This window comes from Emergencia timonensis, assembly GCF_900086585.1.
Classification (GTDB): Bacteria; Bacillota; Clostridia; order Peptostreptococcales; family Anaerovoracaceae; genus Senimuribacter; species Senimuribacter timonensis.
The window spans coordinates 1767191-1783973 of the sequence record NZ_FLKM01000008.1; the positions used below are offsets into that span (position 1 = coordinate 1767191).

The following is a 16783-nucleotide window of genomic DNA, read 5'->3' on the forward strand; positions in this document are numbered from 1 at the left end:
TTTATTACTGAATAACTCTCCTTTAATTACATGGCTATGACGGGCGCATCCAGATGGTGGCGCTTTTGTTGTTGGCAAAAGTCTGTAGATTGCATGTTGCTTGAATTACCAAAAAGTGATATGATTATAGCATTCCGTTATATTTTGAAAAGCTTTGGGTATAAATATGTTAAAAGAGAATAAATCACTAACGAGAATTGAGAAATGCATTGCGTTTTTTAAAAAGTACTGGGGGATTGTTACATCTTTTGTAATTTCTACAAGTATTGTAGCATTATTCACTTGTAGCCTAGTTTTTGACAGAAAAATTGAATTACAGATAATGAATAATTGGGTAGGTATCATTTTAGGAATGATTGCTACTATAATGAGTATCATCTCGTTGTTTCTAAGCTTTTACAATTTAGAAAGAGAACGAGAAGAGGGAAAGGAAAATCGAGAACTTTTCTTAGACTTTAGAAAAGTATTGGATGAATTACAAAAAGAACAAAGTGGAATGAAGGATACACTCACAGAACAACTTGAAGCTACTAAGGATTTAAAAAGAAATTTAGCCAATAGCAAGTCGCCTACAGTAATTGATGACAATAGATATAAAATCGATGCGAAAAATGAAAAGTTTATAGACATATTGGAGATTATGCGTAAAGCGGGGGTAGAGTAACATGGATAATCTAAATATTAATAGTTTGTTTTGTTTTAATTTTGATGAGCAAACAAATTCGTTTTTTAACTGCTTTGATAAAATCAGCCTCAAGAATATAGGTTTAAATAAATTTGATTTAGTTATCTTAACTAATAAACTAGAGGCCATACTTTTTCATGTAGAGGTTTTTTTATGTAAGGAAGGTGATGATGGAAAACTAGAAAGAATAGTTGATTCATTTCAGTTCAATATTCCGAAAGAAGGTATGACTGCCAATAGAGAAGATGGTACAATTACAGAATCGGATACATTTATTAGAGAAATCAGTATAGAAAAATTAAAAGAGAATGGTGAGGGGCGATATTTGCTAATGATTTTTGGTAAAAAAATTGATTCTGAAGAATATGTGACCCAGAAGTCCTATTCAATCAAAGAGATGGAATTTGTTTCACAAAGTGTGTTAAATGTCAGCATTGATTAAATCAGTTTTAATTGAACTTACTCCGGTATCCTTCGGGCCCGGGGTATTTTATATCCCCTCGAAATAATACCCACGTTACAGGGGGATTGATAATCATGAATAGTTATATAAGCTGGATAGGCGGTAAGAAGCTGCTGAAAAAGAAGATCATCGAACAGTTTCCAGAGAACTTCGACCGTTACATTGAGGTGTTCGGCGGGGCAGGATGGGTACTGTTTGATAAAGACCGGCACGCACCGATGGAGGTGTTCAACGACATCAATGGGGATCTAATTAATCTTTATCGTTGTGTCAAGAATCACCCGGAAGCGCTCCAGAAGGAACTTGACTGGATGTTCGTATCGAGGGAGCAGTTCTTTGACTGCATCGCCCAGTCTGATATCAGGGGCATGACGGATATCCAGAGGGCAGCAAGGTTCTATTGCAGGATCAAGTCGAGTTTTGGAACGGATCTTCGGTCATTCAGCGTTAGGCCGCGTGACCTGCAGGGGGCAGTCGCTTATCTGCAGGAGGTGTCAAAACGGCTGAATAAGGTAGTGATAGAAAACGTTGATTTTGAACGACTCGTTAAGACATATGACCGGGAATCAGCGTTATTTTATTTGGACCCACCTTACTATGAGGCGGAAAAATACTACCCGGACCGGTTCATGCCTGAAGATCACGAAAGGCTTAGGGATGCGCTTACACGCATCAGGGGGAAGTTTATCCTGTCATACAATGACTGTCCTGAAATACGTGAAATGTACAAAGGATACAGCATTAAAGGGGTAGAGAGGCAGGATAATCTTGCAACAAAGACAAACCCACGTCGTTACAGTGAACTTATCATTAAGAATTACTAGAGATTAGAGAGTGGGTATTATTTCAGGGGAGACAGAACAAACGAATGAGAGGTGGTCGAAAAGAGTGGATATCTATATTTTGTGAAATGTTCTTCTTTATTTTAAAGTTAATAATGGTGTTTTCTGTTGGAAAAATATTTCGAAAGGTGTAGAATTAAAGAAAAAAGGAGAATTTTATGTTTACTATAATCATTACGAGCCTATGTTCTGGAATTATTGGAGCCATCATTGGGGCAATTATTTCAGTTAAACTTACAACAAATAGTCAAATAAAACTTATGAAAAAAAAAGTTGCTGAAGATTTGTTTGGCTATAGATACCAACTGCTCAACGGGAAAAAAATCTCGGATGATATTCTTTATTGCCTGAATAAAATCCCTATTGTATTTCATGATAATAAAAACGCTGTACAAGCTTGGAAAGATCTATTTAATGATATAAATAAAAAAACTGAAGAACAAAATGCGGTCAAAACTGATAGTTTGACAATATTAATAATAGAGGTTTGTAGAGACATTGGAATCGAGATAAAAGAAGATGAGCAAGATATCATATATAACGTAATGATTTGAATATTATATAATAGAACCTTCATATAAGGGGTTGAACATAATTAAAGATGATCTCCTTTTTACTATATAACGGGCAACACGAAAGTACTGCATTAGGGTGGTGTTTTTGCTGTTTGCAAAGAATGAATTCTAAACTAAGTTTATATTGATAAATTTTTAAATTTGTTATATATTAGAGATAATCTTATAGATTATTCAAAAAATATATATAGCAGGTGCAGTATGAAGTTTAATACACATGGAGTCGTAGAACCAGGGTTACATAGGTATTCTTTGGAGAAGTTTAAAAAGGAGTTTATAGATAGCTTTCCTGCTTCACAAAGCCGAAAGTGTATTTTTGACGAATTCATTATTTTATTACAAAAACTTACGGTGAATTATCAACCTACGGAAATCTGGCTTGATGGTAGTTATGTGACAAATAAATTGAATCCAAATGATCTGGACTTATTAGTTTTTTTAAACGTAGAAGATTGGATAAAATTTAATGAAGATAATTGCATTGAAAAACTTAGAGATAATCATTTACTTGATGCTTATGTGGCGATATCTTCCACCAATGAAAACCTTGAAAAAGTTAGTCAAGATGATTCGAACGTTATAATAAATCAAAGAAACTATTGGCGCGGACAGTTTGGCTATGATAGAAATGATATCCCAAAGGGTATAATCGTCATAGAAAATGACATGATTGAGCAATACATGAAGGGAGGTGAAACTAATGCCAATATCATCTAATAATAGTTTATTAAAAAAAATAAAACAGACAGAGGATGAAATACAAAATGTAATGGCATTAGAAGACAGTTCGCTAATAAAAAGAACTGTTCTCCTTCAGCTAAATTCAAGACTTGCTCAATTACAACAGCAAATGGATTTGTGTAAACAACTGGAAGCGAAAGAAACCATTAAACTACGAATATACGGAGCAAATATTAAAACTGGAAAAATTTCAAGTAAAGTATTCTTATCTGTATTAAATGGTTTTCAATCAATGACGGACATAATGGCCGAATATATCGTTAGAACTTCTATGAGTAAAGATGGTAAAATAAATAACGAATTGAAATCGGTAACAGCAAACTTATCAGATTTCCAGATTGTGGACACGTTTGCGGGGTCATTTGGTGTTGTATTAGAAAAGGACTATGGACAAATTGCAATAAATGCAAATGTTTCTAAAGAGAACCAGGTTATAGATGCTGTATTTAATATTGTAGAGAATAGTGAAGATGTAGATAGTCTTATTGAAACAATTGTACCATATGGGAAAAGAACGGTACAACATTATAAAGCATGGATGGAAAGTATTATAGATAACGATGCAAACATTGAATTAAACTGGATTGATCCAAGTGCAAGTTCAAGGAAGGTTAACGTTAGAAGTGAGATGGCGAATTATATTGTTACAACTTTAAGTAGCATTGATGTATCAGAGGATGAGGATGTAGAACTAATAGGTATACTTACAGGTGTTAATATAAGGAAAAAAACTTTTGAATTAAGCATTGAAGATGTTGGTGTAATAAAAGGAAAAAGCAATTTGGAAACATTGATAACTGTATCAAATCATTTAAGTAAAAGGGTTATAGCACAATTAACAAAAAACACTGTTTGTTCAAGAGATGGTATTGAACAAACAAATTATTATCTTAAAAATACGCATCTGGTTGATGAAAAGGACTAAATGATAACTAATCAGTGAATAAGAACCTTCATTCGAGGGTTCTTTTCTTATACAAAACCAACGATTGAGAGGTGGTGAGGCTTGGCAAGAGCGCCAGATGAAAGGGTCGGCAGAGCGAAGGAGCTCTTCGACCAGGGGATGAAATTAATTGACATAGCAAAACAGTTAGACCTTCCGGCCGGGACAGTCCGGCGGTGGAAGAGTACATATAGATGGGGTTCCGAACGTTCGGAAAAGAAAAGTGAGCGTTCGAAAGAAAAGAATAAAGGAAATGGAGCCATTGTTGAAGACGTAAGGCAGGTCATGGAAAATCCTGACCTTACAGATAAACAACGGCTTTTTTGTTTGCACTATGTAAAGTGTTTCAACGCGACGAAGGCATATCAGAAAGCCTATGGCGTTGATTACTCCACTGCAGCATCTATAGGGTATCGCTTGTTGGAAAAAGATGGAGTCAGAACAGAGATAAATCGCTTAAAGCAGAACAAGTTGAATCGGGTGATGCTGTCTGAAGATGATATCTTTCAGAAGTATATGGACATCGCCTTTGCAGATATCACTGACTATGTATCATTTCAGCAGGAGAATGTGCAGGTCATGGCGATATATGGGCCGGTGTTTGAAACTGACGAAGAGACGGGAGAAAAGAAGCCTGTAATGAAGAAGGTTAACACCGTCAGATTTAAAGATTCCGACGGGGTTGACGGAACCCTTATACAGGAAGTGAGCCAGGGTAAAGATGGCGCAAAGATTAAACTCATGGACAGACAAAAAGCCTTGAACTGGCTGGCTGACCATATGGACTTGGCGACTGCAGAGCAGAAGGCAAAAATAGAAAATCTGAAGGCTAATACTGCCAGACTGCAGGAAAATGAGGACAGCGATGATGAACTGGAGATCAGAATTATTCGAAAGGAAACTGGAGGTGCGGAAGAATCATGAGGCTAATAGAAAAAGAAGTCAATCCAAGGTTTGAAAATTTCTTATTTGACTGGAACTACAAGACTTATCTCCTGTTTGGCGGTTACGGCTCGTCGAAATCATATCATATCGCTTTAAAAATCGTACTCAAATGCCTTGAAGAAAAGCGGAAGGTACTAGTAATCAGAGAAGTATATGAAACAATTAGGGAATCCTGCTTCGACCTCTTCAAAGAAATACTGGAAGATATGGAACTGCTTGAAGAGGATGGGAAGAGAACCTCAAAGAATAAGGTGATGGCCAAAGCCTCTCCTATGAGCCTAAAGTTTCCCAACGGCTCTAAGATTATTTTCAAAGGAATGGACAAGCCGGAGAAGTTAAAATCCATTAATGATGTATCCATAATCTGGGTTGAAGAGGCGAGTGAGGTGAAATACAGCGGATACAAAGAGCTGCTTGGAAGATTAAGACATCCGACGCTGGCATTACATATCTTCCTGTCATATAACCCGGTGGACGAACAGAATTGGACTTTCAGCCATTTTTTCATCGACCGTGAGAACGATAAGGAGACACTTAATCCTGAGGTATTGTACAAATATAAGACAGTCGTAAAGAACGGCACATATTATCATCACTCACTGCCAGACGACAATCTGTTCTTGCCACCAAGCTATGTCAGGCAGCTCGACGAATTAAAGGATTATGATCTAGATTTGTACAGAGTAGCAAGACTGGGGCGGTATGGAGCCAATGGCAAAAAGGTATTGCCGCAGCTCGTCCAGGTGGCGGCCGATATTGTGGATAAACAGGTGGCTATCATACCGGATGAACTGAAATTCAACGGAATGGACTTCGGGTTTGAGACATCATATAACGCTCTTATCAGGGTGGGGGTCGATGAAGAGAACATGATCCTGTACATATACCATGAATACTACAGAAATAAGATGACCGACGACCAGACAGCAAAGGAGATTTCATATATGAAGAATGAACTCATCACGGCAGACAACGAAGATCCGAAAGCAATCCGATATTACAACCTACAGGGGTTCCGCATGAGAGGCTGCAAGAAGTGGGCAGGCTCAAGGCTGTCCAATACCAGAAAAGTCAAGCGATTCAAGCAGATCGTCGTATCTACGGCGTGTCCAAACTGCTGGAATGAGCTGAAAGACCTGACCTATAAAAAAGATAAGAAGACGGATAGGCTCATTTACGATGAATTCAATATAGATCCACATACGTTTTCAGCGATTTGGTACGCTCTTGATTTATATGACATGGCGGATCTGAAGAGTCGGGAGCGAAACAGTAAGAGAGGAGTAAGTGCATGATTGAAAATATAAGTTTTGATAAGGCCAACAGCGAATTCCTTCATCAGCAGATGCAGGGGTTTAACCTTACGAAGGCACTGATCAACCAGGAGCTGACTGGATTGTTCAATAGTGAAACTCTGAAGGACATGAACCATGTCATGGAGATGTATAAGGTTTATCTGCAAGGTGCGGATTTCACTACGGATCAGTCTAGCAATGACTGGGCGCCTGCACAGTGGCATGCCAAGCAAATCAAATCTCTGATAGACAAGGAAGCTCGTTTTCTCTTTTCAGAACCACCTGACATCAAACTGAAAGATTTGGAGTCACTGTCCAGCGACAATAGCCGGATTGGACCCAATGAGCAGCTTCTTGGTAAGGTGCTGAAAGAGAACCACTTTAACAGCAAACTAGTGAGAGGAGCAAAGGACTGTCTGATTGGTAAGCGGATCGCCATTGCCGTTAATTTTAATGAGGCCACGGGTATTGATATCAGTTTCATTCCATCGTTGGAATTCATCTATGAAACAGATTCGGCTGATGTCGACATCATCACCAAGTTCATTCAGTTTTACAATATAGCTGTAAGTAACGAGAAATTACAGCAGCGGATCTATAAGAAAAAATGGTACATGAAGGACGGATGTTGCAGGGTGGCAGAAGAGATTTATGATGGCAATGCCAACCTGATTGAAGAGGTAGTGCCTGATACAGAAACAAAGTTCACTTACATACCTGTTGCAATCATTATTAATGACGGCCTTAGCGGTGACCCATTTGGAATTAGCGAGGTTGAATCACTGGAAGATACCGAAAGCTGGTACAGCAAGCTGAGTAATAAGGATATAGACTCTTTGAGGAAAGGAACCGATCAGATTACCTATGCAGTGGATGCCGCCCCGAACACCACCAAGGGATTGTCCAGGGCTCCAGGATCGTTCTGGGACATTGCATCAGATCCAGCCAGTGATGGTAAAAGTGCTCAGGTCGGTACGCTGGATAATCCCATGAGTTACTCACCAGCGTTGGGTACGACCCTGCAGAGGCTAAGGGCTGATATGCATGACCAGCTGGACGTACCAGACACTTCCAATGAGGCTTTGCAGGGAATCATCACGAGCGGCAAGACCATGCAGGCAATCTACTGGGGACTGATGGTACGATGCAATGAGAAGATGCTGGATTGGGGTCCAGCATTCGAAGAGATGGCAGAGATCATACTTGAGGGTGCACAGCTGTATCCGGAGATTGCACGTCGATATGTCAGTGAACCGATTGTCAGAGGGTATGCCGTCGAGGTTGAAAACAGCTACCCCATTTTGCAGGATGAGACAGAAGAAAAGGCCTCGGACATCTTGGAGGTAAATGCGAAGGTCAGAAGCCGCAAAAGTTATATGAAGAAGTGGCTGGGACTGACGGATACAGATGTCGACGCGGAGCTGCAGCAAATCGTGATGGAGATGAGCCTGTTAGAGCAGGAGAATTTTACACCGGAGCCATTTGATGATGAAGGAGAAGAGTGATGAAACCAGAGATTATATGTGATAAGTGCAGCTTTGAATTCCTACTTGATAAACTGGAGATTGAAGAAAGCACGGTGAAGAGGTCTGGAAAGATTGAGATGTGCATCGTCCAGTATTTCAAATGTCTACAGTGCGGACAGAAATACATCGTAGTCGTATATGACGATCACCTCAATGAATTGAACAGGAAGTATGCTGCGCTGATGAAAAACCACGGCTGTATGAGCCTGACAAAATTCAAAGTGAAAGGCGAGTCATTAAAAAAGCAGATTGTTGCGGAGGAATCCATGCTGCAGCACTTATATATGAAACAACACAAAAGCGCGTTGAAGACTCTATAGGGTGATCACCGGTGACTAAAAAGAAGAAAATGCCGGAAATTGCTCTGGCCAATGCAAAGAAGGTTGCGAACTGTAAAGCCCTCCAGAAGAAAATACAGGCGCTGTATAAGAAAGTTGCTGCAGACCTTGCCAAAGAAGCGGCAAAGATTCCGAAAGACGGCAAGGTCAGTGAGAAGATAAAGAGGAATTATCTCGACCAATATGTAAAACAGTTAGAAAAGGAAATCGATAAACTTGAAGAGACTATATACAAAGAGGTGCAGGTCAGGATGGGACTTACCGCACAGGCTGTAGTTGACGCTAATATCAAATGGATGGGGAAAGCTGGTTTAAACCTTGCCGGAGCCTTTGATACGATACCTGAAGAGGTAGTAAAGAACCTTATTTACGGTAAGGTGTATAAAAAGAACTGGACATTCAGCAAAGCCCTTTGGAAAGCCGATAGCAAGATAAAGAAAGATATCCATACTATTGTTGCAGAGGGTCTGGCCAAGCAGAAACCCACCTTTGATATCGCTAAGGACCTTGAAAAATATGTGAATCCCTCGGCAAAGAAGCCTTGGGACTGGAACAAGGTTTATCCAGGCACAAGCAAGAAGGTAGACTACAGCGCACAACGCCTTGCAAGAACACTGTTGCAGCACGCTTATCAACAGACCTATAGACAGGTCATAAAGAAGAACCCTTTCGTGACCGGGGTCATCTGGCATAGCGTTTTTGCTTACGGAAGGACCTGCCAGGCATGTATGGACAGGGACGGGCAACGCTTTGACAAAGGAAAGGAGCCTTTGGATCATCCGATGGGGCTGTGTTATCTGGAGCCAGAAATCCCGCTGAGCATGGATGAGATAGTTGATCAATTGGCGGACTGGGCTCATGGAGGACATCATCCTGATATTGATGAGTATGTAAGGGATGCCTTTGGCCATAGCGGCAGATAAAACTGATTGCTAATTGGGGCGGAATGCCTTGATATAAATTTGAACCGTGTTTATGCGGATATCACGTGAACCAAGCCGCGAGGAATGCTTGGAAAAGAAGGGAGTACATAATGTTTACTGATTTGTTTAAGACAAGATTTTTACCGATGATGGAAGGCGAAGGCGGGGGCGGCACAGGAGCCATGCCACCCACAGAACCCTCGGCACCTAATGAACCGCCTGCCGAACTAAATGCAGAGCAGCCAAAATCATTTACGCAGGAAGACCTGAACCGTATCGCCGCTAATGAGAAGAGGCAGGGAATGTCTTCTATTTTGAGAACTTTAGGGTTTGAAAAAGAAGAGGACGCAAAAGCGTTTGTTGAAAAATACAAAGAGCTTGAAGACTCTAAAAAAGACGATCTGGCTAAGGCGCAGGAAACTTTAGAAACGGAGAAGAAAGCAAAAGAAGAAGCTGAAAAGAAAGCTGAACTGCTTAACAGGAAGTTCAAGGTGGTAGCAGCCGGTGTGTCTGCTGATAAGGTGGATGATATTGTAATCCTGGCAACGGCCAAGATGATGGATGGGAAGACTTTTGAAGATGTATTGGAGGATCTAAAAAAGGCTTACCCTTCTTTTTTTGAAACTGATTCAAGCAACACCGGATTGGGAACAGGGACAGGCGGAAATCCGCCAAGAGGCAGAAACGGAGGAAGTAGCGCTGGAAGCATCGGAAAGCGTCTCGCTGAGCAGAAAAAAACAGGCACTTCACAGAAGAAAAGTTATTTTTCGAATTAAGTACAGGAGGAAAAGAAAATGGCAAATAAAATTAAGACCACTACCGGAACAGCAAAAAAGCAGATATTATTCGCTACGCAGCCATCTATGACTGTCGGTGCAGTCATGTCTGCAGCTGGTGCTATTGCGGTAGGAAACAGAAAAATTCAAAAGGCAGGCACCCCGGTAACGGGTGATCTGACGGCCAGGACTACGGCGTTCACAAAATCTACTGCCGGAACAGATGCAGTGGGCGTCCTGCTCCATGACGTTGACGTCACTTCAGGTGATGAGAATGCAACGATACTCATCTTTGGTTTTGTTGATCTGAACAAGGTTGAAGAGGATGCCGCTGCACTCATCACTGCAGAAACAAAGACAGCCCTTACCGGCAAAGTTACATTCTTAAAGTAAGAGACAGGAGGAAAACACAATGACTATATTTGATTTAGTTACAGCCCCGGAGCTTACGGCATACTGGGAGACGTTGAATCAGGATCGTGCACCTTATCTGGGAGAGACACTGTTCCCGAACCAGAAAAAGCTCGGTCTTGACTTAAAATGGCTGAAAGGCTCAAAAGGATTGCCAGTCGTACTGAAGCTTTCCGCTTTTGACGCACAGGCAGTTCCAAGAGAAAGAATCGGCTTCGAGAAAGTGTCCGCGGAAATGCCGTTCTTCAAGGAGTCCTTATACATCGACGAAGAATTGAGGCAGGAGTTGAACAAGGTGCTCGAGTCAGGGAACCAGGCGTACATCGACTCTGTAATCAACAGAATATTTGATGATGAAGGCACGTTGATTGATGCTGCAGCAGTAGCAAGAGAGCGCATGAGAATGATGCTGTTGACCACGGGAACCATCGTGATGGAATCTAACGGCCAGGCCTATACCTATGATTATGGCCTTGCCGAAGCCCAGAAGCCAACGGCGGCAAAATCCTGGTCTGATCCATCTACAGATATCATCAGTGATATCAGGGCTTGGCAGGATGAGAGAGAGGATGCAACAGGCGTAAGGCCGACCAGGGCTGTCATGAGCAGAAAGACTTTCGGATACATCTTGAAAAACGCACAGATTAGAAATGCGGTCTGGGGCAGGGAGAATAACGCACCGATTAATGATGCCAAAGCCAAGCAGTATCTTCTTGATGAACTTGGTCTCGACGCAGTGGTCTACTCCAAGAGATACAAGGATGAAACCGGAAAGTCACAGGCATTTGTACCAGACGATACCTTCGTGCTGTTCCCTGCGGGTGATTTAGGTAATACATGGTTTGGTACGACACCGGAAGAGTCTGATCTGATGGCTTCTTCTACCGTAAATAACATAGCCATTATTGATACAGGGGTAGCTGTAACGACGATGAAGAAAGCGGATCCAGTCAACGTGGAGACCAAGGTCACACAGATTGCCCTTCCATCTTTTGAAACTGCAGATCAGATTGTTATTGCTGACATTATTGCAGCTTAATAGGGGGAGTATCATGCTGATTAAAAAAGGCAAGGTTATCCTAAACGTAACCAAGGGGGCATTTGATGCCCTCTTTAAGGCTGATGGATGGGAAATGACTGATGGAGCAAGCGACGAGGCCGAGTTGCACAACGGTACAATCTTTATGTCTGCAGGTGTTCCGGCAGAGCAGACGGCCGAGGCTCATAAAGAGATACCGTCATCAGTGCCAGAAGAGCAGATAGAACTGCAGGATGGTGAAGATGCAGATTATGAAATTCCCCTTTCGGAAATGAAAGTGGACGAATTGGCTGCCTATGCAGCAGAGCGGAGCATTGAGCTTAAAGGCGCGACAAAGAAAGCCGATATCATCAAAGAAATCAAGGCGGCTATGGAGGAAGAATGATGAAAGCTACAAGTGATAGTTTGGAAAAACTGAAACGTGCTCTGCGCGAAGAAACCATGCCCTTATTATCCGATGAGGAACTTCAGGATCTTATAGAATCTTCAGAGTCCCTGGATGAGGCAATCTATAAAGGGGCTGTCATCAAGTCTGAAAATACGACACTCCAGGTAAGCGGTCTGAGTACAGCAGATACTTCCACGTATTTTCTGCGGATAGCGGCTTTGCACAGGCCAAGCAACACAGGGATATTGAGAGGTGATTAGAAATGTTTGCTAACACTGCAGCCCTGCACAGATTGCTACAGGCGATTAATTGGCAGGGGTCGGTTTACAGCTTCCAGAAACCGGGAGTTAATGTCTACGGTGAGAAGACTGACGATATTGACAGGAAAGTGATGATTCGTGGGTTGTTCCATAACGGTTCATCAGAACATGTAAAACTCACAGTATCCGATGGAGGAACGGTCATAGAGAAGAACACCCCATATATCATGACTGCCTGGGTCAATGCGGAAAGGTTGCAGCTTGATGACCAGGTCATCATCAATGGCAGAGCTTTCAAAGTCACGGGGCGGACAAACATCGGAGAGTACAACATCGTAGGGGAAATATCCTTGGAGGTGATCTTGTGAGTGGTTTCAGTCTGAACACGAGCAGTCTCACCCGGGGACTGGAACGTATGCAGAACAAATCTGATGCGGCCATCAGAGCGTTCGCCGAAACGGGAGGGCTGAAGATGCAATCCTACGCTCAGCAGAATGCAAAATGGACAGACCGTAGCGGCGCTGCGAGACAGCGGTTTAAAAGTGGCGTGGAAAGACGAGAAAGCGGTTACTGGATTCGTCTGTCTTATGGAGTCGACTATGGCATCTGGCTTGAACTTGCGCACGAGAAGAAATACGCCATTCTTCCGGATACCATAAGGGCCGTAGGACAGGAAGAAATTATGCCGGCCTTTGAGCGGTTTATTGAGAGGTTATAGATATGAAGCAGAATTCAAGATGGAACGATATCTTCATGCACTTAAAGGAGTGTGGCTATGATGTGTACTCACCAGGCAATAAAGAGGGCGAATGCAAGAAGCCATATATCGTCGTCAAAGATGCAGGCTCGTCAAAAACGCCTTCTATGTCTTCGAGTATTGCCCTTTTCGATATTCTGCTGTACATGCCTAGGAATCAGTATAGCAGGTTAGAACCTTTCGTAAAAGGGGTTGAAGAGGTTATGGATGGTCTTTGGCCTATGATAAGGCCTGCCCACTTTAGGACCACTGCTTTTTACGATGATAGCGTCAAGGCGTGGATGGTCAGCATCCAATACAAGAATTATCAAAAGAATAAGAGACCTTAGAGAAGGAGGTACAGACTATGGCAGTAAAAAGAGGTACAGAGATACCTACAATAGATGTGGCTTTGGTCACAATCCAGTCAGCTGATGGCACAGGGGACGAGATTGCTCTCGATACGGCTTCGACCATTGAAGTTGAACCACAGATTGAAGAGGCAGATGCGACGCAGTTGATTATAAAAGGCATTTTAAAGGCACAAAAGCCTGCAACTTCAACGCTGACAGGCAATCAGATTACGTTGACGGATAACGTATTCACACCAGAACTTGTGAAAAAGCTACAGGGAGGCACGATTTATTATTGGACCACGGCGGAGAAAACCACAAAGGAAACAGATCCTACGGAATTTGGCATCGCAGGGTATGATCCGCCAGCTGTAGGCTCCAACGACAAGGGAGAGGTCTGCACATTGAATGCATATTCAGCACAATACGATGCAAGTGGTCAGATAGTACAGTTTGAAAAAATTAAGTATCCGAACTGTACAGGGACGCCCATCGCCTTTGGATCTGAAGACGATACGTTCAGAGCACCGGAATACATAATCAATAGCGCAGCGAAGAAAGGGGAGCCGCCGTATTCTATTGAGTATGTGCAGACTCTGCCCGCAATACAGGAATAACAGGAGGAAACCATGTCAGAAGCCAGAGAAATAAATAAGCAGCTAGAAGTAACACCCATTACTACACTGAAAGAATACGCAAAAGGGGAGCTTGTGGAGTTTCCGCCTTTTGCAGAAGGGCAGTCCTTTGTTGCCAGGGTGAAGCGGCCGTCTATGATGGTGCTTATGAAGACAGGAAAGATCCCAAACTCCTTGATGATGACGGCAAATGCTTTGTTCACAGGTGATAATTCAAAGTCAGCAATGGATGAGGACTTTTACAGAGAAGTGCTGGGCGTCATCGAAGTGATTGCGGAGGCATCCCTTGTTGAACCATCCTGGAAGGAGCTTCAGGACGAAGGGATTGAACTCACAGATGATCAATACACGTTCCTGTTTAATTATACCCAAAAGGGGATCAAAGCCCTTGAACCCTTTCGTGGGGAGCAGCCGGGTACTGGAAATAATTAATATTGCACAGATGTATAAGTGCAGGCCAAGTGCTTTGGTAGGGCTGGAAGAACCCTATGAAGCCTTCTGCTTTGATGAGGCCTGTGCTTTTATTTTTGCTCAAATGGACAAAGGCGAACAGCCAAGATTTAAGAAAAAGTACAAGTCTTTCAAGGATATGTACAAGGGCCTGGAGTAAGGAAGGAGGTAATGCTGTATGAGCGTAGATGTTGGCAGAGCAGTCGGTTATTTGGAACTTGACACATCAAAATTTAAAAGCGGGTTCACATCCGCTATGTCTGATATGCAGGTATTTAATGATCGTACTGCCACGACAAACGATAAGCTTACAGGATTGTCTTCTGCTATGGGTTCTGTTGGAAGTTCCCTTACCAAAGGTTTAACGGTACCTATAGTTGGTGCGGGAGCTGCCATGATAAAAACCACGGCAGACTTTGAAGCTGGGATGAGCGAAGTCAGTGCTATATCTGGCGCCACAGGGAAAGATTTAGATGCATTGACTGCCAAGGCCAAGGAGATGGGCGCCAAGACCAAATTCAGTGCATCAGAATCTGCGGAAGCTTTGAAGTACATGGCTATGGCTGGCTGGGACACCCAAAAGATGCTTGATGGCCTGCCGGGAGTCATGAACCTTGCAGCAGCTTCAGGAGAAAATCTTGGCACGGTATCCGATATCGTAACTGATGCATTAACTGCCTTTGGAATGAAAGCTGAAGAGGCAGGACATTTTGCTGACGTGCTTGCTAAAGCATCGTCAAAATCTAACACCAATGTAGGCATGATGGGAGAGACCTTTAAGTATGTCGCTCCGGTTGCGGGTGCACTGGGGTATTCGGCGGAGGATACTGCCATAGCAATCGGCTTGATGGCGAACTCAGGGATTAAAGCGTCACAGGCGGGTACGTCTCTGAGACAAATCATTATGGGACTTCAAGGCACAGTAGAACTGACTGGAGATGCCTTCGGAAAGTACGTGGTAGAGACAGAGAATGCTGATGGATCCATGAGAAGTTTCAAGGAAATCCTGGATGACTTAAGAGACGGGTTTTCCGGGATGACAGAGGCAGAGAAAGCAGCAAATGCTGAAGCGATCGCTGGCAAAGTTGGCATGTCTGGCTTATTGGCAATTGTAAATGCAACAGGTAAAGACTATGCGACTCTGACAAAAGAAATATATAATGCTGACGGAGCTGCCCAACAGATGGCAGACACTATGAACGATAATCTGAATGGGCAGTTGACCATTTTGGGCTCGACTATAGAGGGTATCGCTATCCAGTTTGGTGAGATCATGCTCCCATACATAAAATCTATGGTGCAGGGATTGCAGAATTTTGCTACATGGTTGACAAATACCAGTGACAGCGCAAAGCAGATTGTTGTTGTCATAGCAACGGTTTTAGCAGCTCTCGGACCGTTATTACTCATAGGTTCAAAACTAATATCGGGCTTTTTAAGCATCAAAATGCTTTTAGCAACAACAGGTACAACCTTAGCCGCTTTAACTGGTCCATTAGCGATTGTCATTGCGGCGGTTGCGGCTTTTGCTTTAGCTTGGACTACGAACTTTGCTGGTATACGGGATACCGTAAGTAACGTAATGGGTACCATCTTTAATACGATGAAGACTATATTAGGTACAATTAAATCTGCTTGGGATAATAACTGGGGAGGAATACAAGACAAGGTTAAGCTTGTATTTGAAGTAATCGAAACCGTTATTAGAACCGTATTAGGGGTTATAGAGGGCTTAATACAAGTATTCTCAGGCGTTATTACGGGAGATTGGACGAAGGTTTGGGAAGGCGTTAAAAAAGTGTTTACGTCAATTTGGGAAGGTATAAAGAGTGCTCTTAAATCCTTTTTGAAATACATAGTAAACAGGATTATTGACTTAGCAGCCACTCTATATGTAAAAGCTAAGAATGCTATGAATCGTCTTTGGGACGGATTCAAAGAGATTTGGGCTAGTGTAAAAGAATGGACTATAGCATTCATCAATGACCCTATTGGAACCTTAACTAAACTAGGCTCTAAGCTATTCAATAAGGGCAAAGAGGTTATTAACAAGCTTTGGAATGGTCTAAAAAGTGCTTGGAAATCTGTTGCAGATTGGTTTACAGGTATAGTTGATTGGGTTTCAAATATTTGGGAAGGAATCAAGAAGAAATTTAACGATGCCGTAGAAACAAAGGAAAAAACCACCAAACTCAATGAAGGTGGGAGTAAGAGTGGAAAGTCCGTAGAAGGGTTTGCAAAAGGTCTGCCATATGTTCCGTATGACGGTTTCCCCGCCATCTTGCATAAAGGAGAAAGGGTACTGACTGCTAAGGAAGCAAATGCTTATAATAAAGGTGGTAATACAGGAGCAGGAACTTATGAATTCAACTTTTACAGTCCGCAGGAACTCAGCCCGGCAGAACAGGCCAGACAGTTCAAAAAGACAATGAATCAGATTCTATTCAATATGTAAGGGG

At 42.3% G+C, this 16783-nt stretch carries 23 protein-coding genes; all 23 read left to right on the forward strand.

The window, feature by feature from the left end; genetic code table 11:
* The first annotated feature begins 166 nt into the window (after window positions 1–166).
* The 23 genes from BN6539_RS09450 (at window position 167) to BN6539_RS09560 (ending at window position 16779) form a co-directional block, all read left to right on the forward strand.
* A complete protein-coding gene (locus BN6539_RS09450) occupies window positions 167–664 on the forward strand; it encodes a hypothetical protein (protein ID WP_067537042.1) in 498 nt (165 codons plus the stop codon).
* A gap of 1 nt (window position 665) precedes the next feature.
* On the forward strand, window positions 666–1127 hold the full coding sequence (locus BN6539_RS09455; RefSeq protein WP_067537045.1) for a hypothetical protein: 462 nt from the start codon (window positions 666–668) through the stop codon (window positions 1125–1127).
* A 95-nt stretch (window positions 1128–1222) separates the two neighbouring features.
* Window positions 1223–1972, forward strand: coding sequence for a DNA adenine methylase (locus BN6539_RS09460; RefSeq protein ID WP_067537048.1), 750 nt, complete (start codon window positions 1223–1225; stop codon window positions 1970–1972).
* Window positions 1973–2148: 176 nt separating this feature from the next.
* Window positions 2149–2544, forward strand: coding sequence for a DUF6680 family protein (locus BN6539_RS09465; protein ID WP_067537051.1), 396 nt, complete (start codon window positions 2149–2151; stop codon window positions 2542–2544).
* A gap of 222 nt (window positions 2545–2766) precedes the next feature.
* Entirely contained in the window at window positions 2767–3282 is a 516-nt protein-coding gene (locus BN6539_RS09470; protein WP_067537055.1) for a DUF6932 family protein, read from the forward strand.
* The gene (locus BN6539_RS09475; RefSeq protein ID WP_067537058.1) at window positions 3266–4231 is read left to right on the forward strand and encodes a hypothetical protein; all 966 of its coding nucleotides are present in this window, start codon (window positions 3266–3268) and stop codon (window positions 4229–4231) included. Before BN6539_RS09470 ends, BN6539_RS09475 begins: the two co-directional genes overlap by 17 nt.
* 81 nt (window positions 4232–4312) lie before the next feature.
* Entirely contained in the window at window positions 4313–5173 is an 861-nt protein-coding gene (locus BN6539_RS09480) for a terminase small subunit (protein WP_082907433.1), read from the forward strand.
* On the forward strand, window positions 5170–6489 hold the full coding sequence (locus BN6539_RS09485) for a PBSX family phage terminase large subunit (protein ID WP_067537062.1): 1320 nt from the start codon (window positions 5170–5172) through the stop codon (window positions 6487–6489). Before BN6539_RS09480 ends, BN6539_RS09485 begins: the two co-directional genes overlap by 4 nt.
* A complete protein-coding gene (locus BN6539_RS09490; protein ID WP_067537065.1) occupies window positions 6486–7994 on the forward strand; it encodes a phage portal protein in 1509 nt (502 codons plus the stop codon). The genes BN6539_RS09485 and BN6539_RS09490 overlap by 4 nt, the downstream gene beginning before the upstream one ends.
* Window positions 7994–8335 (forward strand): hypothetical protein, encoded by a 342-nt coding sequence (locus tag BN6539_RS09495; RefSeq protein ID WP_067537068.1) that lies wholly within the window; start codon window positions 7994–7996, stop codon window positions 8333–8335. The genes BN6539_RS09490 and BN6539_RS09495 overlap by 1 nt, the downstream gene beginning before the upstream one ends.
* Window positions 8336–8346: 11 nt before the next feature.
* Window positions 8347–9276, forward strand: coding sequence for a rhoptry family protein (locus BN6539_RS09500; RefSeq protein WP_148484470.1), 930 nt, complete (start codon window positions 8347–8349; stop codon window positions 9274–9276).
* A gap of 110 nt (window positions 9277–9386) precedes the next feature.
* Window positions 9387–10052 carry a hypothetical protein gene (locus tag BN6539_RS09505; RefSeq protein WP_067537073.1) on the forward strand — a complete coding sequence of 222 codons (666 nt, stop codon included), beginning with the start codon at window positions 9387–9389 and terminating at the stop codon, window positions 10050–10052.
* 18 nt (window positions 10053–10070) lie between these two features.
* A complete protein-coding gene (locus BN6539_RS09510; protein WP_067537076.1) occupies window positions 10071–10445 on the forward strand; it encodes a hypothetical protein in 375 nt (124 codons plus the stop codon).
* Window positions 10446–10464: 19 nt separating this feature from the next.
* Window positions 10465–11502, forward strand: coding sequence for a major capsid protein (locus BN6539_RS09515; RefSeq protein WP_067537078.1), 1038 nt, complete (start codon window positions 10465–10467; stop codon window positions 11500–11502).
* A gap of 13 nt (window positions 11503–11515) precedes the next feature.
* Entirely contained in the window at window positions 11516–11887 is a 372-nt protein-coding gene (locus BN6539_RS09520) for a hypothetical protein (RefSeq protein ID WP_067537081.1), read from the forward strand.
* Window positions 11884–12150 (forward strand): hypothetical protein, encoded by a 267-nt coding sequence (locus BN6539_RS09525; protein WP_148484471.1) that lies wholly within the window; start codon window positions 11884–11886, stop codon window positions 12148–12150. Before BN6539_RS09520 ends, BN6539_RS09525 begins: the two co-directional genes overlap by 4 nt.
* Window positions 12151–12152: 2 nt before the next feature.
* Window positions 12153–12518: a hypothetical protein gene (locus BN6539_RS09530; RefSeq protein ID WP_067537089.1), complete on the forward strand. Its 366-nt coding sequence runs from the start codon at window positions 12153–12155 to the stop codon at window positions 12516–12518.
* On the forward strand, window positions 12515–12868 hold the full coding sequence (locus tag BN6539_RS09535) for a hypothetical protein (RefSeq protein ID WP_067537093.1): 354 nt from the start codon (window positions 12515–12517) through the stop codon (window positions 12866–12868). Before BN6539_RS09530 ends, BN6539_RS09535 begins: the two co-directional genes overlap by 4 nt.
* 2 nt (window positions 12869–12870) lie before the next feature.
* A complete protein-coding gene (locus tag BN6539_RS09540) occupies window positions 12871–13236 on the forward strand; it encodes a hypothetical protein (protein WP_067537096.1) in 366 nt (121 codons plus the stop codon).
* A 17-nt stretch (window positions 13237–13253) separates the two neighbouring features.
* Complete coding sequence (locus tag BN6539_RS09545; protein WP_067537100.1) at window positions 13254–13856, forward strand: hypothetical protein; 603 nt, start codon at window positions 13254–13256, stop codon at window positions 13854–13856.
* Between the two features lie 12 nt (window positions 13857–13868).
* Entirely contained in the window at window positions 13869–14306 is a 438-nt protein-coding gene (locus tag BN6539_RS09550) for a hypothetical protein (protein ID WP_067537103.1), read from the forward strand.
* Window positions 14307–14316: 10 nt separating this feature from the next.
* On the forward strand, window positions 14317–14484 hold the full coding sequence (locus BN6539_RS22740) for a hypothetical protein (RefSeq protein ID WP_207645088.1): 168 nt from the start codon (window positions 14317–14319) through the stop codon (window positions 14482–14484).
* An 18-nt stretch (window positions 14485–14502) separates the two neighbouring features.
* On the forward strand, window positions 14503–16779 hold the full coding sequence (locus BN6539_RS09560) for a phage tail tape measure protein (protein WP_067537107.1): 2277 nt from the start codon (window positions 14503–14505) through the stop codon (window positions 16777–16779).
* Window positions 16780–16783 lie beyond the last annotated feature (4 nt).